Origin of the sequence: Cohnella thermotolerans DSM 17683, assembly GCF_000429825.1 — a bacterium.
Taxonomy (GTDB): domain Bacteria; phylum Bacillota; class Bacilli; order Paenibacillales; family Paenibacillaceae; genus Cohnella; species Cohnella thermotolerans.
The window spans coordinates 58,126-77,409 of sequence record NZ_AUCP01000013.1; the positions used below are offsets into that span (position 1 = coordinate 58,126).

The following is a 19,284-nucleotide window of genomic DNA, read 5'->3' on the forward strand; positions in this document are numbered from 1 at the left end:
CCTGTCTGTTCCATTATAGTCTTTCCGAGGGACGGAAGACGAGACGGAGTCCGGAATATTTTTTCTCCTGCTGGCCGCAGCAGTGGTCAAAAGGGCAAGCGAGGCGTAAAATGTAAATCAATGATTTCCTCTTTTGAACGTTGCAGAAAGTTTAAGTTCGAGGGCTTCGATAGAAGTTTTTCTTATCGAACGCCGTCACCCGGGAGGAATGAGCCATTTCGTCTATCGAACGTTATCTGTCGCTGTACGATCGGTTCAACGGCCGCCGCGCCGTCGGGACGCCCGTCGAAGTGACGCTGGAAGAGCTGGCGGACGCCTTGTACTGCACGCCCCGGAACGCCAAGCTCATTCTGCGCAAGCTCGCGGACGACCATTTGATCGAGTGGTCCCCCGGCCGAGGGCGCGGCAACCGTTCGCGCCTCTCGTTCAAGGCCGATAAGGAACCGCTTCTGCTCGAGCTGTCGCGGGGGTTGGCGCAGCGCGGCGACTACAAGCAATCGTTCGAGCTGCTGAACGAATTCGGGCACGACTCTTCCGCCAAGCCTAAGTTTCTGGACTGGCTGAACGGCCATTTCGGCTACCAGCAGGAAAAGCTCGAAGGCGCTACGGCTAGCGATATTCTTCGCTTCCCCGTTTACCGTCCGGTGGTGTCGCTCGATCCCGCCCAAGTCAACTATGCGTTCGACGCGCACCTCGTCCGGCAAATTTACGATCGGCTCGTTCGATTCGACGAGAAGCTCGAGCGCATCGTGCCGGGCATCGCCCACCATTGGACGTCGAACGAGGAAGGAACCGAGTGGACGTTCTACCTTCGCAAAGGCGTGCTGTTCCATGACGGCCGGGAGCTGACGTCGGTAGACGCGGCGTTCACGTTTGAACGCCTCGCCGGAGATACGCCCAACCGCTGGCTCATGCGCGGCGTGGCGGCTGTGGAGCCGCGAGGGCCCCGCGTCCTTCGCTTCCGCTTGCACCGGCCGAACCGGATTTTCGACCGGTTTATGTGCTCCGCCGCCGCCTCCATTTTGCCCAAAGATTTGGCGGGACGCGAGGAAGCCGACTTTTGGCAGTTGCCGATCGGGTCCGGTCCGTTCCGTCTAGCCGCTTTGACGCCTCATCTGATCGAATTGGCCTCCTTCGCGAATTATTACGCGGGTCGGGCGTACCTCGACGGTGTGCAGATCGTCATCATGCCGGAAGACTGCCTCACGGATCCGAGCTGCTGGCCGGAGGTGCTGCACACGTTCGATACGGACCCGAGCGAAGACGAGAAGAAGCCGGACGAGAATTGGCAGCGGCTGATCAAGCTGTGCCGGGGCTGTACGATGGTGACCTGGAACTTGAACCGGCTTGGACCGCAGCAGTCCGAAGCGTTCCGGAGAGCCGTCCGCATGATTCTCCATCCCCCGGCGATGATCGAGGATCTCGGAGGCGAACGGGCGCTGCCGGCCGCCAGCTTTCGTCCCGAAGTAAGCGCGTCTCTGCCGATCGGGGCTTACGATCCGAAGCGGATCCGCGCCGCTCTTCGGGAGAGCGGGTACGACGGAGCCGTGCTTCGTTTCGGCGCTCACGAGAAGTACGAGACGGACGCCAACTGGATCGCGAACCGGCTGGCCGAATGGGGCATCAATACCGAGATCGTCGTCACCACCTGGGATCAGGTGACCGATTCGTCCTGCATCCAGGAGACGGACTTCACGATCTCCGGCGTCGTCTTTGCGGAAGACGAAGTTTGCGAGATCGAGCATTACGAGCATGGAGCGTGCATCGTTCAGTCCTTCTTGGACGAGGAGCGGCTGGATTGGATATTGAACCGGATCGACGCCGCCCTGACCGCGGATGCTGCGGGCAGACGGTTGCTGCTGCGGGAGATCGAAGACCGGCTGCGCGACGAAGCCGTCATTCTGTTCCTCCACCACCGCCAACTCAACACCTACCACCATCCGTCGCTGCGCGGCGTCAGCCTGAACTCGCTCGGCTGGATCGATTTCCAGAACCTCTGGTTCGAGAAGAACGCATAAGATACGCAATGTCAAAAAGCCATTCCCGCACAGCATCGTCTGCCGGGGGAACGGCTTTTTGTGTTACGCATACGCCAGCCTTAGCGCTTCGGCGCAATCGTATGGATCGGATGGCCCAAGGCGAGCTCCGCCGTATCCATCGCAATTTCGCCCAACGTCGGGTGCGCGTGGATCGTCAAGGCGATATCTTCGACCGTGGCGCCCATCTCGATGGCGAGACCGAGCTCGGCGATCATGTTGGAAGCTTCGACGCCGGCGATTTGCGCGCCCAGCACAAGGCCGCTATCCGCGTCGGAGACGATCTTCATGAAGCCGTCGGCGCCGTCGAGCGTTACCGCGCGTCCGTTGCCGCCGAACGGGAACTTGCTCGACTTGACGTTGTAGCCTTTGTCCTTCGCTTCCTTCTCCGTATAGCCGACGCTTGCGCATTCGGGATCGGTGAACGCGACCGCGGGAATGCACTTGTAATCGACTTTGGAAGGCAGGCCCGCGATCGCTTCGGCTGCAACTTTGGCTTCGTAGGAAGCTTTGTGCGCCAGCGCCGGTCCCGGCACGATGTCGCCGATGGCGTAGATGTGCGGGATGTTCGTGCGGCATTGGTCGTCGACTTCGATCAGGCCGCGTTCGCCGACTTTGACGCCGATCAGGTCGAGGCCCAGCTCGCCGTCCGTGTTCGGGCGACGGCCGACGGTAACGAGCAAATACTCGGCCGTTACCGTCTTCGTCTCGCCGTTCGCTTCATACGTAACGGTAACGTCTTTGTCCGTTTGCTCCGCGCTCTTGGCCAAGGCGCCGTTGACGATCTCGACGTTGTTCTTCTTCAGCTTCTTGACGACGAGCTGGCTCATATCCTTGTCGAAGCCCGGCAGAATCGTGTCGGCGCCTTCGAGAATCGTAATTTGCGTGCCGAACTTGGCATACATTTGGCCGAGCTCCGCCCCGATGTAGCCGCCGCCGATGACGATCAGGCTCTTCGGCACTTCCGGCAGCGACAGCGCTTCGGTCGAGGACAGAATGCGCCCGCCGAACGGGAAGGCTTTAAGCTCGATCGGACGGGAGCCGGTCGCGATAATGCAGTTTTTGAACCGGTATCGCGGCGCTTCCTGGTCGTTGAACAGACGCGCTTCATGCTCGTTGATGAACATGACTTCGCCGGAGAACATCTCCACCTTGTTCGCCTTCAGCAGCATTTCGACGCCGCCGGTCATTTTCTTGACGACGGATTGCTTGTATTCTTGCACCTTGCCGAAATCAACGCCCACCTTCTCGGCGGACAAGCCGTACTTGTCGGCATGCAGCATTTCTTCGTAATGATGAGCGGCATTAATGAGCGCTTTGGACGGGATGCAGCCGACGTTCAGACAGACGCCGCCGAAGTTGCCCTTGTCCGCGATAATGACTTTCTGGCCGAGCTGGGCGGCGCGGATGGCCGCGACGTAACCGCCGGGGCCCGCTCCGATGACGAGCAAATCGATATCGAGAGAAGCGTCTCCTACGACCATTGTCTTATACCTCCATGACGAGCAGCTCGGGATCGGCGAGCAGCTGTTTAATGTAGTTCAAGAAGTTCTGGGCGGTTGCGCCGTCGATGATGCGGTGGTCGAAGCTGAGCGACAGTGCCATCACTTGCGCCGGAACGATCTCGCCGTTCTTGATGACCGGCTTCTCGGAGATGCGGCCGGTGCCGAGAATGGCGACTTCCGGGAAGTTGATGATCGGCGTGAAGAACATGCCGCCGGCCGAGCCGATGTTCGTAATCGTAATCGTGCTGCCTTTGATCTCGTTCGGCGCGAGCTTGCCTTCGCGGCCGCGGGATGCGAGATCGCGGATCTCGTTCGCGATCGTCCAGATGTTCTTGCGGTCCGCGTCGAAGACGACCGGGACGATGAGGCCGTTGTCCGTGTCGGTCGCAATGCCGATGTTGTAATACTTCTTGTAGACGATTTCGTTTGCCGCTTCGTCGATCGTGGCGTTCAAAGCCGGGAATTCGCGGCAGGCCGCGACGAGCGCCTTGACGATGAACGGCAGATAGGTCAGCTTGACGCCTTTCTTCTCGGCGACCGGCTTGGAGCGGCTGCGCAGCGCGACGAGTGCGGAGACGTCGACTTCGTCCATCAAGGTGACGTGCGGAGCGGTATAAGCCGATTTGACCATTGCGTTCGCGATCGCCTTGCGGATGCCCTTGAACGGCACGCGCTCCTCGACGCCCGGGCCCGCTTGAACGGCGCGGGCGGCCGGAGCGGGCGCGGCTTGTCCGCCTGCGGCTGCGGCTTCCGGCGCTTGCGCGGGCGCGCCGCCGGCCGCGAACGCGAGCACGTCTTCGCGCGTAATGCGGCCGTTCTTGCCGGTGCCGGGCACGTCGGCGATAGCGACGCCCTTCTCGCGGGCGAGCTTCCGCACGCTCGGCGTGGCGAGCACGAGCGCTTTGTCGGCAGGCTTAGCCGCAGCGGCCGGTTGCGCTTGGGCAGCTTCGGCCGCCGGCGCTTGCGCAGGTTGGCCTTGCGTATCGGCGCCGCCCTGCGGCGCATTGCCTTGAGCCGATTGCGCTTCGGAAGCGTGAATCGAATCCGGCAGCTCGCCTTCGGCCTCGATGACGGCGACGACTTCGCCGACATGCATGACTTGGCCGTCCTTGCCGAACACCTCAAGCACTTTGCCGTTCACCGGACAAGGAACTTCCACGATCGCCTTGTCGTTCTGAACTTCCATAATGATATCTTCGTCCGTCACCGTCTGGCCCGGCGCAATGTGCATTTTGACGATTTCGCCTTCATGCAAGCCTTCGCCGAGCTCCGGGAAGCGATATTCGAATCGAGCCACGTCGAATCCTCCTGTCTAGTTAGAACTGCAGCACTTCGTTAACTTTCTTCACGATGCGGGCCGGCGTCGGCAGCCATGCGTCCTCGATTTGGGCGAACGGATAAACCGTGTCCGGAGCGGCGCAGCGCAACACCGGCGCTTCCAGATGGAGGATCGCCTTCTCGTTGATCTGGGCGATAATTTCCGCGGCGGCCCCTGCGGACTTCTGGGCTTCCTGCACGACGATCGCCCGGTTCGTCTTCTGGATGGAGGCGACGATCGTGTCGATGTCAAGCGGCTGCAGCGTGCGCAGATCGATAATCTCGGCCTTGATGCCGTTCTTCTCGAGCTCGTCCGCCGCCTTCTGCGCCGTATGGACCATCAGGCCGTAGGCGATGATCGTCACGTCCGTCCCTTCGCGAACGACTTTGGCTTTGCCGATCGGCACAGTGTATTCGCCTTCCGGCACTTCGTCGCGGAACGCGCGGTATAAGTTCAAATGCTCCATGAAGAAGACCGGATCGTTGTCGCGGATCGCGGAAATGAGCAAGCCTTTGGCATCGTAAGGATTGGAAGGCACGATCACCTTGATGCCCGGCGTCTGGATGGCCAAGCCTTCCAAGGAATCCGTATGCAGCTCCGCCGCCTTGACGCCGCCGCCGAACGGCGTGCGGAACACGATCGGCGCGTTGTAGCGGCCGCCGGAGCGGTAGCGCATGCGCGCGGCTTGAACGAACATTTGGTCGAGCGCTTCGAAGATGAAGCCGACGAACTGAATTTCAGCGATCGGACGGAACCCCTGGGTGCCAAGACCGACGGCCAGGCCGCCGATGGCGGATTCGGCGAGCGGCGTATCGAACACGCGATGTTCGCCGAATTCGGCTTGAAGCCCTTCCGTCGCCCGGAACACGCCGCCGACATGGCCGACGTCCTCGCCGAAGATGAGCACGTTCGGGTCGCGCTTCAGCTCGACCCGCATTGCGTCTTTAATGGCCTCGATCATATTCATTTGTGCCATGCTGCTAACTCTCCCATCTATGGTTTATCAGCTTCGTTGATTGGCTTAGAAATCCGCCTTTTGCTCTTCCAGGTGCGGCGGCGTGTGCTCGAACATGCTGTCGATCAGCCCGGCCACGGTCATTTTCTCCGTCTGCTCGGCTTTCTTGATATGCTCGTTTACGGCAGCCTTCGCTTCTTCCCGAACGCGCGCCGTGTCTTCTTCCGTCCATAAGCCCTTCGCTTCCAAAAACTTGCTGAAGCGGACGATCGGGTCTTTGAGGCTCCATTCCTGTTCTTCGTCCTTCGTGCGGTACTTCGTTGCGTCGTCGGACATCGAGTGCGGGCGGAAACGGTACGTCAGCCCCTCGATCAGCGTCGCGCCGCCGCCTTCGCGGGCGATCTCGGCCGCTTCGCGAACAGCGGAGATGACGGCGAGAACGTCCATGCCGTCGACTTGAACGCCGCGGATGCCGGCCGCCAGCGCCTTATGCGCGATCGATTGCGCGCCCGTCTGCTTCGCGAACGGCGTCGTGATGGCGTAGCCGTTGTTCTGCACGAAGTAAATGACCGGCAGCTTGAAGGCGCCGGCAAAGTTCAAGCCTTCGTAGAAGTCGCCTTCCGAAGAGCCGCCGTCGCCGGTGTACGTGATGGCGACGCGCTTCTCGCCTTTCAGCTTGAAGCCCATGGCGATGCCCGTCGCGTGCAAAATTTGCGCGCCGATAATGATCTGAGGCATCAGCACGTTGACGCCTTCCGGAATCTGTCCGCCGTGCTGGTGACCGCGGGAATACAGGAACGCCTGGTACAGCGGCAGGCCGTGCCAGACGATCTGCGGCATGTCGCGGTAACCCGGGCAGATGAAATCTTCCTTGGTCAGGGCGTATTCGCTGCCGACCATCGTGCCTTCCTGGCCGGACACCGGCGCATAGAAGCCCAGGCGCCCCTGGCGGCCCAGATTGACGGCGCGGTCGTCCCAGGTGCGGGTGAACACCATGCGGTACATGATTTCTTTCAATTGTTCGTCGGTCAGTTCGGGCATCCGGTCGGGGTTGATGACTTCTCCTTCGGGAGACAATATCCGCAGCGGCGCGACGTCTTCCGAGCGCACTTCGTGCGAAAGAGATTGAACCGGCTTAGCCGGAGCGTCCAAAGAACCTTTACTCATTATCGCTCACCTCGTCTAGAATTGTGGAAGAGGGCTTTCTGTTATAGAATTATTATAGCTCTGTATGACTCATTTGGTCAAAGCAAAATAGCCATTTTTGCTTATTTTACTTTGATTCTTGCTTGCGTTTGTTTATAGTACAGAATTCGTTTTTGAGTAAAACAGGGTGATACAAACGAGAGGGACGGCGTGCTGCAATTCGCATCGTGACAACGATTTCACGAGCTTGTTCGCCCCGCTTGGACGTGTCGCATTCCGCCTTCCGGGCCGGATGGCTAACACGAACGAGGGCGGAACCGAACCCGCACCCGCCTTCCCTATGTTGTGCCCATGCGGGCCTCCAGCCATACCCTACAGACAGCAAAGAGAGGATGTTGTCCGATGACCGACGATCGCCTGTTCAAACGCACCATTGTCCGGCACGAAGTGCCGAGCCGCTATTTGCCCGAAGGAAAAAGAACGATTCGCGTCTACCTTCCGCCCGGCTACCAGGAGCTGCTTAGCTATCCGGTCGTCTATTGCCAAGACGGCGAAGATTTCTTCAACTTCGGACGGATCGCGACGATCGCGCAGAAGCTGATCCTGGAAGACGGCTGGGAGCCGTTCGTCATCGTGGGCGTCGACGTGGACAAGAAGCTCCGGACGTCCGAGTACATGCGGGGCGGAGAGCGCCACGAGGCCTATGTGCGGTTTTTCACTCTGGAACTCGTTCCGTTCGTCGAACAAAATACGGCCGTCCGCAGGAAGCCGGAGGAGCGGCTGCTCGCCGGCGATTCGCTCGGGGGCGCCGTCAGCCTCTCCATCGCCATCGAGAGGCCCGATCTGTTCACGCGCGTCCTGTCGCTGTCCGGCGCTTATTACGAAGGCTCCATCGCCCAAATCCGGGCGGCGTCCGATCTGTCCGGCTTGTCCGTCTGGATGACGGTCGGCCTTCAGGAGAACGCCTACGAGACCGACCACGGCACGTTCAACTTCGTGGAGCTGAACCGGTTCGCCCGCCGGATGCTGGAGCAGCGCGGCGCGTATATCGATTACCGCGAGAAAAACGGCGAGCACAAATGGGGCTTCTGGCAATCCGAACTGCCCGAAGCGCTCGGCGCGTTTCTCGGACCGTCGGCGCATATGTGAGACGATAAGAAAGAACGCCTTCGCGAACCGGGACGCGGCCGGTGGCGAAGGCGTTCTTGCATGCCGGCGGCGGACACCGCTTGGCGGCTTACTCCCCGCCCGCAAGCCGGCTTTCGATCCGCTTGACGAGCCGCGAGCATCCTTCCCGCACCATCTCGTACACCTCTTCAAAGTTGCCGGTATAGTAGGGATCCGGGACGTCATCGACTCCGAGCTCGGGCACCAGCGTCAGGAAGCGAATCACTTCCGCCCGCGCGCCGGGTCCGATGACCGCGCGAATATCCCGTTCGTTGCGGCCGTCCATCGCGACGATCAAGTCGTACCGGTCCCCGTCCTCCCGCCGCAATTGACTTGCCGTCATCCCTTCGTAGGAGATGCCGTGGCGTTTCAGCAGCTTGCGGGTTCCTTCGTGCGGGGGCCGGCCGATATGCCAGTCCCCCGTTCCCGCCGAACCGACCTCCACCCGATCGCCGAGCCCCGCTTCCCGAAGTTGATGCCGAAGCACCGCTTCCGCCATCGGGGAGCGGCAAATGTTGCCCAGACAAACGAATAACACGCGATAAGTCATGTCGAACCATCCTTTCGGTTGCTTGGAACCGGCCGCAAGGACCGCCTCGGCAGCTTCCACTTATAATGAACGGATAGCATCCGGAACGTCACGACGAGCAGGAAAAGAACAAACAGCTCCCACGTCCCCGAGACGCGCCCGAGCCCGACCGCAAAACCCGCCCCGAGCGCCCATACGGCGTAAATTTCGTCGCGAAGCACGAGCGGCTTGCGGCCCGCCATAATGTCCCGAATCATGCCGCCGCCGATGCCGGTCAGCATGGCGGCCACGGTAACCGCGTTCAAGGGGAGCTTCGCTTCGACGGCGTAGAGCGCGCCCTGAATCGCGAAGGCGGACAAACCGATCGCGTCGAAAAACGCCTCCGCCCTCTTCCAATGTTGAATCCAGGCGACCGGCAAAATAAAGACGATAAAAATCGATATCGTCGCCGTATTGAGGAACAGACTTTGATTCCACAGCGTCGTGACCGGAGCGCCGATCAGCAGATTGCGCACGACGCCGCCTCCGAAGGCCGTAACGAGCCCGAGCACGAATACGCCGAGAATATCGTATTCTTCCTCCATGGCCACGATCGCCCCGCTGACCGCGAACGCGATCGTACCGATCAAGCTGAACAGGTGAAACATGTCCCAATGCAACGAATCCGCCCCGCTTTTCCTTTATAACCGCTATAACCGCCGAATCCGACCATACCTGCCGAAATTCCGCAAATTATCCCTATTGTATCGGCTCGAATTCGAGCTTCGCAACTGTTTTTGTTCTTCGCATCGGCGCCGCTTCCGCGTTATACTGTTGGAGATGCCGGACAACCGGCAACGGCGCACCAAGGAGGATTTCATCCCATGACGAATGCGGCGCAAACGCGCGCTTTGATTTTTACCGGAGGGCGCCTCGGGGATTGGGCGCCGCCCCTTATCCGTCCCGGCGACTTCCTGATCGGAGCGGATCGGGGCGCGCTGTTCCTGATCGAGCGGGGATTCGCGCCCCATCTGGCGGTCGGGGACTTCGATTCGATCCGTCCCGACCAGCTCGCCGCCGTCCGCGAAGCGGCGCTCGAATGCAAAACGTTCGATGCCGCCGACAAAGATTGGACCGACACCGAGCTCGCTTTGCGCGAGGCCATCGCCAGAGGCTGCCGGAATGTCGTCATCGTCGGCGGCCTCGGCACCCGGTTCGACCATAGCCTGGCCAACGTTCATCTGCTCCGGCTCGCCGCGGACGCATCCGTCTCGGCGGCGCTGGCCGACGAGCATAACGAAATCCGCCTCCTCTCCGGACCGAACGTCTGCCGGGTGGAAGCGGACCCCCGCTATCCGAATATTTCGCTGCTGCCCCTGACCCCGGAGGCGTCGGGCATTACGCTGAACGGTTTTGTTTACCCGCTGCGGAACGCCACGCTGCGCATCGGCATGTCGCTCGGCATCAGCAACAGGCTGGCGGATCCGGAAGGCACGATCGCCCTCGGCGAAGGACAGCTTCTCGTCATCCGCAGCCGGGATTGACGCGGCTTACAGCTCGACGATGAGTCCCTCGCGGGCGAAGCGGATGCCGGCGGGCAGGCCGTAATCCTTCCTCAAGTCGATATCGTGCGACAGATGGGTGAATATCGCCTGTTCCGCCCCGACCTCTTCCGCAAGCTTTAGGCCTTCGCGGACGTCGTAGAGCGACCGGGTTTCCCGCGGATACGGCTCCTCGTAGAAGCTCGTGCCGAGCACGAGCAGCTCGAGGCCGCGAAGGGGCGCTTTCTCGGCTTCGGACAGGTCGAACGAATCCGGGCAATAAGCCCAAGCCCGTCCGCTGCCGTCTTGCCTTTGGAAGCGGTAGGCGTAGGCGAACCCGTTTTTCCCGTGATTTACCTTCCAAGGCTGGACGCTCCAGCCGCCATAGCTCCAGCCGCCGTCGACGGCGATCATGCGGAACCGGCTTTCGAGCCAGGGGAACCGCTGAACGACTTCCGCCAGCACTTCGCTTGGGGCGCGGAGGTCCGCCGTCTCCTCCCGCCAACGGCAACCGTCGGCCCATTCCACCAAGCCGCCGATATGGTCGAAGTGCGCATGGGTCAGGAGCCCATGCCTGACGCTTCTTACGCCAAGCTTCTCCATCTGCGTCCGCCAATCCGGCCCGCAGTCGACCAGTAGCGGCTCTTCCCCTTCGCTTTCCAGCCAGATCGAAGGACGAAGCCTTACGTTCAGCCCCGTCGTCCTCGCTTCCTTGCATACGTCGCAATCGCAATAAACTCTCGGCGTGCCGAGCGAATCTCCGTTGCCCAGAAACGTTATTTTCATGCCTAGAACCGTTCGCTCCCTACCCTTTAAATCGGCAGCAGCGCGACGCTCTCCCGCGCCTCCAGCGCCTGCATCATCTCTTCCCACTCCCGCGGCTTGTTCGGCAGCGCCGAATAATACCACCGCAGGAAGCGGCTCGGCAGCGAGGAAGGAAGCGCAGTCAGCGAGTCGTCCGCCGGACGGAAGCAGAAATCGAGACCTCTCACGGCCTTGCCTTCGTGGTCCCAGGACGGGTGAACGTAATCGATATCGAGCTTGCGGAAGCCGAGATGGGACAGCACTTCGCGCCGCACGACCGGATTCATCGGCTGCAAGCTGCCGAAGCTGTGCGACGCCGCCGCTTCGGTCCCGGGATCGTAAATTTCGGCGAACATGCCGAGCGACGTCGTGCCGGATTCGCGCTCCAACTGCCGAAGGTGCTTCTCCCTTTCCACGAGCAGGAAGCGCCCGATGCCCAGCCCGGCTCGGCCGATTATCGTAAAGTCGGTCATCGCCACCTGCAGCTCGGGCCGGTAACGATACTCGGTCGCTCCGACCACTTCGCCGTCAAGCACGGCTGCGTACACTTGAATGGTCGGGTCCTCCAGCGGCTCCTTCCACAGCTCGAACGCTAGCACTTCCTCCGGCGGGAACACTTCGCCCATCAGCTTGTGCATTTTCGCGAAATAAGGGTCGTCCACGGACGTGATTTTCCGGTATTCCAACATGCGCTGCTCATCTCCTTGCAATTATCTGTCCTGTCATGCAATAACGCTGTCTTTTACTTTCAGATTCGCCAACGTGATCGACCCGGAAATTTGGAACACCAACGTTCTGAAGCCTCTTATGTACTGGCGCTGAGGCTCGTTTTTGCTTGAAGTGCGGGCGTCATTCATGGGCCGCAAACGGATTTCTCCATTCCATGAGCGCCGCGTTGTTCCCGGATTCCTCGTCCTCCAAATAGTCGCGCACGACGCCGACCGGGAGCCGTCCGCATTTGAGCAGGAACGTCAGCACCGGGTCTTTGCATTCGCCCGTCTTTACTTTCTCGACATACTGCTCGGGCGTCAGGCGATCCGCTACCCGGTGATAACCCGGCATGCGCCCGGCGCCGAGCAGGCGGCGGCAGCCGAGATGGACGACAGTCTCGTACATCGAATGCATGAGCCAGCGGCCGAGTCCGAAACGGCGATATTCGGGCCTGACGCAGATGTCGACGACATACAGCGTGTCGCCGTCGGGCTCGTGGTTGCGTATGTAGCCGTCGTCGGTGACGGAAGCCCAATCGTGGCGCTCGTCCCCTCGAAGGGTGCGGCGGAGCGCCGTCATCGAACCGACGATTCGGCCCTCCATTTCCACGCACAACGCGCCTTCGGGAAACCGCGTCACGTGTTCGTTCAGCTGCGCTTCGTTCCACCACAGCTCGGACGGATACGGGGGCGGAAAGCACGCCTTCTGCACGTCGATCAATCCGGCGAAGTCTTGGCGCCCGTAATTGCGGATGACAGCCGGAACCATGCGTTCGCCATCGGTTGCGATCCAGCTTTTGAACATGATGTCCCCTCCTTCTTCGACCGCGCCGCTTAAGCCCAATCCGGGTAAAGGTCCGTGCGCCGGTCGCGCCACGTCGTGACGGAACCCGCCTTCCTCACGTCCTCCAACAGCGACAGATCGAGGTCGGCCGTCACGAGCATGTCCGCGTTGATCTCCCCTTCGCACAGAATGCCCCGCGGCGGGAACGGGATGTCGTTCGGCGAGATGACGGCCGCTTGGCCGTAATTGGCTCGCATGAAGTCGACCTTGCGCAGCGAACCGACGGTGCCGGTCGTTACGATGTAGATCTGGTTCTCCACCGCCCGGGCGTGGCAGCAATACCGGACACGGTAGAAGCCGTGCCGGTCGTCGGTGCACGAAGGGCAGAACACGACGTCCGCTCCTTGGGCCCGAACGATGCGCACGATCTCCGGGAATTCGATGTCATAGCAGGTCAGCAAGCCGATCTTGCCGTATTCGGTCTCGAACACCGACACGCCTTCTCCCGGCGACACGTTCCACTCTTCCCGCTCCGTCGGCGTAATGTGCAGCTTATCCTGCGTAAACACGCGCCCGTCCGGCGCAAACAGAAACGCGGTGTTCCGAAGCTTGTCGCCCGCACGGGTGACATGCGTCCCACCGACAATGTACATCCCGTATTCCTGCGCCAGGCCGGAGAACAGGGTCCGGTATGCTTCCGTATAATCGGCCAATTCGCCGACGGGCCGGCCTCGGCCGGTCGTATCGCCGATCGCCAGCAGCGGCGTCGTCACAAATTCCGGGAACAGCACGAATTTCGATCCGTATTCGGAAGCGTTGCGCACGTAATGCTTCACCTGTTCCTCAAACGCGCCGAAATGTTCGACGTCGCGCAGTTCGAATTGAACCGCCGATACTCTCATCTTCATAATGGCCATCCTATCCTTCCGTCTACTGTTTATGAATGGTGCAAATTGCGCGGGAACTGAAGGACGATCGTCGTTCCGTTGCCGGGCTTGCTGAACACCTCGACGCTCCCTCCGTGAAGGTCGACGATCTTCTTCGCGATCGACAACCCCAGCCCGCTCCCTCCGGTCGAACGGTGACGGGCTTCGTCCACCCGGTAGAACCGCTCGAACAGAAACGGGATTTCGCTCTCTTGCACGCCGATACCGTAGTCGGTCACTTCTATCTTCACGTTGTTTTTGACGAGCTGAATGCGAACGTCGATCGGCTCCTTGCTGTATTTGATCGCGTTGTCGATCAAAATTTGCAGCAGCTGGCGGATCTTATCCTTGTCTCCGACCATTGCGACAGAACCGGAAGGAGCGTGAACGCGAATTTCCCGCTGGAACGTCGTGCCGAGTACGACGGCCAGTTCCTTCACAACCTTAGAGACGTCGAAGCGGCTGGCGTGCAGCCAATCGTCCTGCTCGGCTTCGGCCAGCGTCAGCATCGAATGGGTCAGCTTTTTCAGCCGTTCCGTCTCCTTCACAATCGCCTCGATGGCCTCGTCGCGAACCTCGGCGTTGTCCCGTCCCCACCGCTTGAGCATGTCGGCGTAGCTTCCGATGACGGTCAGCGGCGTCTTCAGCTCGTGCGACGCGTCCGCGACGAATTGCTTCTGCCGCTCGATGCTGCGATCGATGCGATCGATCATCTGGTTGAACGCGCGAATGAGCTGTTGCAGCTCGACCGTCTCTTCGCGCCCCATCTTCACCCGGTGCAAAACGCCGCTTCGGTCGATCTCGCGCATCGTCTGCACCATCTGGCCGATCGGTCCGGTCAGCCGGGAGGTGAACCAGTACGTGCCGAAGATGGCGAAGACGATCGCCCCGATGCTCGTTACGCTTAGCGCGCCCAACAAAATTTGCAGGTAGCCGTCGAGCGCGGTAAGCCGCCGCATCCCTTCCACCACGCCGATCAGCGTGTCGTTCCGATAGATCGGAACCGAATAGATCAGCGCCCGCTGCCCGTCAATGCGAACCGAATCCGAACGGGTGACGTTGCTGATGACGGGCGTGATGGACATGAGCTCCTTGTCGATCCCCACCACGTTGACGACGGTGGAATCCTTGCGCACGATGCGAATGACTTCGTTGGCGTTGTACATGTCGCTGAGCAGCTTCGGATCGTCGAGCGGCTGGTATTTGTTCTTGCGGAGCGTCTCGACGACAAGATCGGCCTTGCTGGCGATCAACTGCAGCTCTCCACGCGTCGTCACGCGGATGACGAAGAAATAAACAAAAATATTATACAACAGCAAGATGAAGATCAACCAGAATACAGTAAAAAGCGTATAGCGGGAGCGAAGCGTCATGCGTCAGGCTCCTTCATCATATAACCGACGCCCCTGACCGTATGCAGCAGCTTGTGGCGGTATCCTTTGTCCATCTTTTGACGCAAATACCGGATGTACACATCCACTACATTCGTGTCGCCGATATATTCGTAACCCCAGACGTCGGACAAAATTTCGTCGCGCGTCTTCTCCTCGTTCTTGTGGCGGGCGAGATAGTGCAGCAGTTCGAATTCGCGCGGCGTCAAATCGATCGCGTGGTCCTTGCGGAACACTTTGCGCGTCATCAGCTCGATCGTCAAATCGCCGACGCGGATGACATCCTCGCTCTCGCCTTCGCGGGACGCTTTGAATATGCGCAGCAAATTGCGGACCCGAGCCAACAGCTCTTCCATCGCGAACGGCTTCGTGACGTAATCGTTGGCTCCGTGCTCGAAGCCGCTCACCTTGTCCGGAACGGTGTCCCGCGCCGTCAGCAAAATGACGGGCACCGTATGGTCGTTCTGCCGCAGGCGCCGCAGCACCTCGATGCCGTTCAGGCCCGGCAGCATGACGTCGAGCAGCACCAAGTCCCAGCCGCCTTCCGTCGCCATCTCGAGACCGGCCCGGCCATCCTTGGCCCGGCCGACTTCATAGCCTTCATGCTCCAGCTCGAGCTGAAGAATCCGCGCGATTCCGTCTTCGTCTTCTATGATAAGAATTTTCTCGCTCATACATACACCTCTCCGTTATAACGCTATAATTCCAAATGCCGCGCCGAACGCCGCGACCGGCCATGGCGGCTGGCGCCAAACCGTCAGCAGCAAAAATCCGGCGGGCGCAACGATAAAATCGATCGGTTTATGGACGGAGCCGAATGAATCCTCGACCTTTATTGTAGCATGCTTGTCTATATCGATCGACGGTTAACGCTTTCCATCTGCCGCGGCCTGCACGCGCCAAGGGCGCCTCACGCTACCGCCTCATCCATTCCCGCCGGATGAAGCGGTCCAGCTTCGCCGCCAGCCGTTCGCCGAAGGCGAACGGACCTCCCTTCCATAACATCCGGGAAACTTCGCCGATCGGAATGTCGGGCACTTCCAGCTGCGGCTGCCGGGGGAACAGGGCCAACCAATCGGCGCGCGCCGGGAAGTCGTGATCCCGGTTGGCGATCCACCCCGCATCCGCTCCCCGGCGGCGCGCTTCTTCCTCCATCCGGACGCTCGCCCGCTGCCTGCGCCCGTTCCATCTGGACGGCAAACAATCCGCGACGAAGTAGATCGCGCCTGCGTTCCGGCCGACCCATTCCGCCACCCCGGGCGTCTCCCAGCCGCTTGAGACGTCCAGCAGCACCAGGGACGGGCCCAGACGGGCGAGCCAGTCGGCAAAGGTGTTCTCCGGCGCCCTCAGCGGCGCGGCTTCCGGGTTCAGCGGATAATAGGCGGCTGTGCCGCTCCGCCACGCGGGAGACGACGGCCGAACCCCGCTCGGGTCGGCGAAGACGCTTCTCGGCGGCATGTTCCGCTCGCCGTCCAGCACGGAATACAGCTCCGCCTCTCCGCCCGGACATTCCACGAGCGCGTGCGGAACTTCCAGCTCGGCCAGCCGGGCGGACAGCGCCAGCGCCACGAACGTCGCCCCCGCGCCGGGATACGCGGAGACGAACGCGGCGATGGTCGCTCCGCCGGCCGTGGGCCGGCCTGCATCGTCCGGGCCGTAAGGTTGCGGGAGCCGATCCCGATCGCCGGCGAGCGGCCGGCCGCGCTCGGAATCGGCGAGCGCACGCAGCTCCTCGTACAGCTCCGCCGCGCCGGACGGGCGATGCTCCGGCCGATCGGAGAGCAGCCGCTCCAACAGCTCCTCAAACAGGGGCGGAACGTCCCGGTCCAGCTTCGCCCTGCCCGATCGCCGGTAAGCGAAGCTGCCGCCGGTCAGCAAGTAATAGGCGAGCGCGCCCAATCCGTACAGATCGGTCCGGGCGTCGGACTGCTCGCCTCGCAGCTGCTCCGGTGCGGCAAAGCCCGGAGTGCCGAGCCGAAGCGTGTCCGCACTGGCGTCCTTCCGGTACAGCCTGGCGATGCCGAAGTCGACCAGAATCGCCCGGTCGCTTGCGTCGATGAGAACGTTGGCCGGCTTCAGATCGCGAAACACGACGGGCGGCTCCTGGGCGTGCAAATACCGGAGCACGTCGCAAAGGTCCAGCATATATTTCAGCCACCTGGAGAACGGCATGCGCCCGCCCGCCTGCAGCCATCTCGCGCCAAGCGATTCTCCCGCTACGTATTCCATCACGATGCAGGCCGTCCCGTTGCGGTCGGGAGGGAAATAATCGACAATTTGCGGCAGATGGGGATGCTCCAACCGGCTGAGCAGCCGGGCTTCCGCTATAAACGCCTCCCTCTCCTCCGGCAAAGCTTTCGTCAGCTTGACGGCCCTCAGCTTGCCGGCCAGCCTCACGTCTTCGGCCAAATGAACGCTGCCCATGCCTCCTTGGCCGATCGGCCCGACGATCCGGTACCGGCCGGCCAACAGGCAACCGGGCTCCGTCCGGTAGACGTCCCCGGCCGGCTCCTTCCATCCCTTCACGGCGACTCACGCTCCAAGACAGGGGTGATCCCTATAAAATTCGCAGCCTTCTTCCGGTTTAAGGGCGTCATAAGCAAAAAATCCCGCGTCGGAAGGGAGGCCAGCGGAGACTGGCATCGGTCTTCCGGCGCGGGATGCTTTCCCGGTCCGTCAAGGCTTGCGTACCCATAGTGTAACCTCTTCGCGGTTATGAAACAACTGTTTGACTCTCCGAATTTCGAACGTTTGACGGTATTGTTCCAGCAGGTCGGAGATCGTCTGCAGCGGCTTGCGGTACATCAGCTTCAGCGTAATGATGCCCGAAGCCCCGGCCGACAAGGCGGGAGCCAGGCCGGATACGATCCGGCACGTATGGTGCGGGTCCCAGCTCATGTCGCAGACGAGCAAATCGAAAGAGCCCGGCGCGAACGACAGCTCCGCCGCGTTCTTCCGGAGATGGCGCAGACGCGGATGACCCTTCAGCGATTCGTGCATCTCGGCGGGATCGACGGCCGTCACGTCGACGCCGCGCTCCAGCAGCACGGACGTCCAGCCGCCCGGGGCCGCACCCAGATCGAGCGCGTTCGTGAAGCGTCCCAGCGGCAATCCGAATGTCCGTTCGGCTTCCAGCAGCTTGAAGGCGGCCCGCGAGATCAGCCCTTCCTCGCGCCTGAAGCGGACCGCGCCGCCCGGCCAATCGGACAGGTTGTCGCGCGGCTTCGACAAGCCGAGATAAAGCGTCTTCTTCGCCGCATAGACGGACAGAATCCATTTGGCGTCCTTCGCCACCGGCTCCGCGCCCATGTCGACCAAAGCCGGGACGATCGCGTCCCGGCCTTCCGCCGAAGAGAACGGAAACGGGCTGTCGGGCGATTTGCGCACTTGCACCGCCACCGCTGTACCTCCGAGCGCATCTGCGCGGGTTTGCGCGAACCGCTTCATGGCCGCGGCCGTCTCCTCAGGGTCCGAAGAGAGCGGCACTTCCTCCTGAACCGGGAACAGATGCCTTAGAAAAATCGGTTCGTCCCGGCGCAGCGAATCGATCAGCTCGCCGTCCGGCAGCGGGCCGGGCGACAGCTTGAACGTCTCGCCGGGGGCGAGTCCCGCAAGCTTAACGCCGGGGAACCGTCTTCTCAGTTCCTCCATCGCATATGGGGCGAAGCCGGGATTGGCCGTCGCAATAAAATCAGTCATTCGTTCGATTCCTTTCCTACCCGAATCCACGGACGGTCGTCGTGCCATTCGACCGAGACGGGCACGTCGTAGGCGGAGCGCAGCAGCTCCGGCGTCAGCACTTCGCGCTTCGGTCCGGAGGCGACGATCCGGCCTTCGGCCATCAGCGCCACGTGCGTGAACAGCGGGATGATCTCCTCGATATGATGCGTCACGTACAGCATGGACATGTTCCGCCTGGCAAGGCCGTTCAGCGCCTCCAGGAACTTCTCCCGCTCGTACAGGTCGAGTCCCGCGCAAGGCTCGTCCAGAATGAGCAGACGCGGATCGGCCATCATCGTGCGCGCAAGCAGCACCTTCTTGCGCTCCCCTTGCGACAGCGTTCCGAACGATTGTTCCGCCATATGGCCGAAACCGACCCGGTCAAGCTCCTGCCGAGCGCGTTCCTTCACTTCTTCCGGCACTTCCTCGTACACCCGCAAATAGGCGTTCAATCCGCCCACGACGATCTCCCACACCGGATCGCGCAGCGTAAATTTCTCGATCAACGACGGGCCGATGTAGCCGATCTGCTTGCGAACCTCGCGCACGTCGACCGTTCCGTACCGGTTGCCGAGCACATCCACCTTTCCCGAGGTCGGGAACAGATAACCCGTAATCATCTCCAATACCGTCGTCTTGCCGCAACCGTTGCGGCCGAGCAGCACCCAGTGCTCCCCTTCCTTCACCTCGAGATCGACACCCCGAAGGATGTCGCGCTCCCCCCGGCGCAGCGTCAAATGGTGCAGCTTGATCATGATCCCCAGCTCCTCCCC

General features: G+C 61.3%; 18 protein-coding genes. 3 read left to right on the plus strand and 15 right to left on the minus strand.

All coding sequences use genetic code 11. The features are described 5' to 3' along the window. Positions 1 to 242: 242 nt before the first annotated feature. On the plus strand, positions 243 to 2,018 hold the full coding sequence (locus tag G485_RS0103900) for an ABC transporter substrate-binding protein (protein WP_035154604.1): 1,776 nt from the start codon (positions 243 to 245) through the stop codon (positions 2,016 to 2,018). A gap of 80 nt (positions 2,019 to 2,098) precedes the next feature. Here G485_RS0103900 and lpdA read toward each other — a convergent pair whose 3' ends face one another. The 4 genes from lpdA to pdhA are packed head-to-tail and all read right to left on the minus strand — an operon-like array spanning position 2,099 to position 6,981. Continuing rightward, a complete protein-coding gene (gene lpdA, locus G485_RS0103905) occupies positions 2,099 to 3,520 on the minus strand; it encodes a dihydrolipoyl dehydrogenase (protein WP_027091470.1) in 1,422 nt (473 codons plus the stop codon). Between the two features lie 4 nt (positions 3,521 to 3,524). After that, on the minus strand, positions 3,525 to 4,838 hold the full coding sequence (locus G485_RS0103910) for a dihydrolipoamide acetyltransferase family protein (RefSeq protein ID WP_027091471.1): 1,314 nt from the start codon (positions 4,836 to 4,838) through the stop codon (positions 3,525 to 3,527). A gap of 19 nt (positions 4,839 to 4,857) precedes the next feature. Continuing rightward, positions 4,858 to 5,835, minus strand: coding sequence for an alpha-ketoacid dehydrogenase subunit beta (locus G485_RS0103915; protein ID WP_027091472.1), 978 nt, complete (start codon positions 5,833 to 5,835; stop codon positions 4,858 to 4,860). A 45-nt stretch (positions 5,836 to 5,880) separates the two neighbouring features. Continuing rightward, the gene (pdhA, locus tag G485_RS0103920; protein ID WP_051317997.1) at positions 5,881 to 6,981 is read right to left on the minus strand and encodes a pyruvate dehydrogenase (acetyl-transferring) E1 component subunit alpha; all 1,101 of its coding nucleotides are present in this window, start codon (positions 6,979 to 6,981) and stop codon (positions 5,881 to 5,883) included. A gap of 381 nt (positions 6,982 to 7,362) precedes the next feature. Between pdhA and G485_RS0103925 the strand changes: the two genes are divergently transcribed. Beyond that, entirely contained in the window at positions 7,363 to 8,109 is a 747-nt protein-coding gene (locus G485_RS0103925) for an alpha/beta hydrolase (protein ID WP_027091474.1), read from the plus strand. 88 nt (positions 8,110 to 8,197) lie between these two features. Here the strand turns inward: G485_RS0103925 and G485_RS0103930 are convergent, their stop codons facing one another. Beyond that, the gene (locus tag G485_RS0103930; protein WP_027091475.1) at positions 8,198 to 8,677 is read right to left on the minus strand and encodes a low molecular weight protein-tyrosine-phosphatase; all 480 of its coding nucleotides are present in this window, start codon (positions 8,675 to 8,677) and stop codon (positions 8,198 to 8,200) included. Next, complete coding sequence (locus G485_RS0103935; protein ID WP_035154606.1) at positions 8,674 to 9,303, minus strand: trimeric intracellular cation channel family protein; 630 nt, start codon at positions 9,301 to 9,303, stop codon at positions 8,674 to 8,676. Before G485_RS0103935 ends, G485_RS0103930 begins: the two co-directional genes overlap by 4 nt. 216 nt (positions 9,304 to 9,519) lie before the next feature. Between G485_RS0103935 and G485_RS0103940 the strand changes: the two genes are divergently transcribed. Beyond that, positions 9,520 to 10,179 (plus strand): thiamine diphosphokinase, encoded by a 660-nt coding sequence (locus tag G485_RS0103940; RefSeq protein ID WP_027091477.1) that lies wholly within the window; start codon positions 9,520 to 9,522, stop codon positions 10,177 to 10,179. Positions 10,180 to 10,185: 6 nt separating this feature from the next. On the opposite strand, the gene G485_RS0103945 is transcribed toward G485_RS0103940, so the two are convergent. The 9 genes from G485_RS0103945 to G485_RS0103985 form a co-directional block, all read right to left on the minus strand. Next, on the minus strand, positions 10,186 to 10,962 hold the full coding sequence (locus G485_RS0103945; RefSeq protein ID WP_027091478.1) for an MBL fold metallo-hydrolase: 777 nt from the start codon (positions 10,960 to 10,962) through the stop codon (positions 10,186 to 10,188). Between the two features lie 26 nt (positions 10,963 to 10,988). Further along, the gene (locus tag G485_RS0103950; protein ID WP_084423095.1) at positions 10,989 to 11,669 is read right to left on the minus strand and encodes a GNAT family acetyltransferase; all 681 of its coding nucleotides are present in this window, start codon (positions 11,667 to 11,669) and stop codon (positions 10,989 to 10,991) included. A gap of 160 nt (positions 11,670 to 11,829) precedes the next feature. Further along, positions 11,830 to 12,495, minus strand: coding sequence for a GNAT family N-acetyltransferase (locus G485_RS0103955; protein WP_035154610.1), 666 nt, complete (start codon positions 12,493 to 12,495; stop codon positions 11,830 to 11,832). Between the two features lie 29 nt (positions 12,496 to 12,524). Then, positions 12,525 to 13,382 (minus strand): carbon-nitrogen hydrolase family protein, encoded by an 858-nt coding sequence (locus G485_RS0103960; protein ID WP_027091481.1) that lies wholly within the window; start codon positions 13,380 to 13,382, stop codon positions 12,525 to 12,527. Positions 13,383 to 13,411: 29 nt separating this feature from the next. Next, on the minus strand, positions 13,412 to 14,773 hold the full coding sequence (locus G485_RS0103965; protein ID WP_027091482.1) for a HAMP domain-containing sensor histidine kinase: 1,362 nt from the start codon (positions 14,771 to 14,773) through the stop codon (positions 13,412 to 13,414). Next, positions 14,770 to 15,465 carry a response regulator transcription factor gene (locus G485_RS0103970; protein WP_027091483.1) on the minus strand — a complete coding sequence of 232 codons (696 nt, stop codon included), beginning with the start codon at positions 15,463 to 15,465 and terminating at the stop codon, positions 14,770 to 14,772. Before G485_RS0103970 ends, G485_RS0103965 begins: the two co-directional genes overlap by 4 nt. 241 nt (positions 15,466 to 15,706) lie before the next feature. After that, positions 15,707 to 17,317, minus strand: coding sequence for a serine/threonine protein kinase (locus G485_RS28200; RefSeq protein WP_051317998.1), 1,611 nt, complete (start codon positions 17,315 to 17,317; stop codon positions 15,707 to 15,709). Between the two features lie 150 nt (positions 17,318 to 17,467). Next, positions 17,468 to 18,490, minus strand: coding sequence for a 23S rRNA (cytidine(2498)-2'-O)-methyltransferase RlmM (locus G485_RS0103980; RefSeq protein ID WP_035154612.1), 1,023 nt, complete (start codon positions 18,488 to 18,490; stop codon positions 17,468 to 17,470). Continuing rightward, the gene (locus G485_RS0103985) at positions 18,487 to 19,266 is read right to left on the minus strand and encodes an ABC transporter ATP-binding protein (RefSeq protein ID WP_027091485.1); all 780 of its coding nucleotides are present in this window, start codon (positions 19,264 to 19,266) and stop codon (positions 18,487 to 18,489) included. Before G485_RS0103985 ends, G485_RS0103980 begins: the two co-directional genes overlap by 4 nt. Positions 19,267 to 19,284: the final 18 nt, after the last annotated feature.

What these genes read in the sequence shown, in the direction of transcription:
- lpdA (WP_027091470.1), bottom strand. Translation starts at nt 3,520, where the DNA reads ATGGTCGTAGGAGACGCTTCTCTCGATATCGATTTGCTCGTCATCGGA.
- G485_RS0103915 (WP_027091472.1), bottom strand. Translation starts at nt 5,835, where the DNA reads ATGGCACAAATGAATATGATCGAGGCCATTAAAGACGCAATGCGGGTC.
- pdhA (WP_051317997.1), bottom strand. Translation starts at nt 6,981, where the DNA reads ATGAGTAAAGGTTCTTTGGACGCTCCGGCTAAGCCGGTTCAATCTCTT.
- G485_RS0103925 (WP_027091474.1), top strand. Translation starts at nt 7,363, where the DNA reads ATGACCGACGATCGCCTGTTCAAACGCACCATTGTCCGGCACGAAGTG.
- G485_RS0103930 (WP_027091475.1), bottom strand. Translation starts at nt 8,677, where the DNA reads ATGACTTATCGCGTGTTATTCGTTTGTCTGGGCAACATTTGCCGCTCC.
- G485_RS0103935 (WP_035154606.1), bottom strand. Translation starts at nt 9,303, where the DNA reads ATGTTTCACCTGTTCAGCTTGATCGGTACGATCGCGTTCGCGGTCAGC.
- G485_RS0103940 (WP_027091477.1), top strand. Translation starts at nt 9,520, where the DNA reads ATGACGAATGCGGCGCAAACGCGCGCTTTGATTTTTACCGGAGGGCGC.
- G485_RS0103945 (WP_027091478.1), bottom strand. Translation starts at nt 10,962, where the DNA reads ATGAAAATAACGTTTCTGGGCAACGGAGATTCGCTCGGCACGCCGAGA.
- G485_RS0103950 (WP_084423095.1), bottom strand. Translation starts at nt 11,669, where the DNA reads ATGTTGGAATACCGGAAAATCACGTCCGTGGACGACCCTTATTTCGCG.
- G485_RS0103955 (WP_035154610.1), bottom strand. Translation starts at nt 12,495, where the DNA reads ATGTTCAAAAGCTGGATCGCAACCGATGGCGAACGCATGGTTCCGGCT.
- G485_RS0103960 (WP_027091481.1), bottom strand. Translation starts at nt 13,382, where the DNA reads ATGAAGATGAGAGTATCGGCGGTTCAATTCGAACTGCGCGACGTCGAA.
- G485_RS0103965 (WP_027091482.1), bottom strand. Translation starts at nt 14,773, where the DNA reads ATGACGCTTCGCTCCCGCTATACGCTTTTTACTGTATTCTGGTTGATC.
- G485_RS0103970 (WP_027091483.1), bottom strand. Translation starts at nt 15,465, where the DNA reads ATGAGCGAGAAAATTCTTATCATAGAAGACGAAGACGGAATCGCGCGG.
- G485_RS0103980 (WP_035154612.1), bottom strand. Translation starts at nt 18,490, where the DNA reads ATGACTGATTTTATTGCGACGGCCAATCCCGGCTTCGCCCCATATGCG.
- G485_RS0103985 (WP_027091485.1), bottom strand. Translation starts at nt 19,266, where the DNA reads ATGATCAAGCTGCACCATTTGACGCTGCGCCGGGGGGAGCGCGACATC.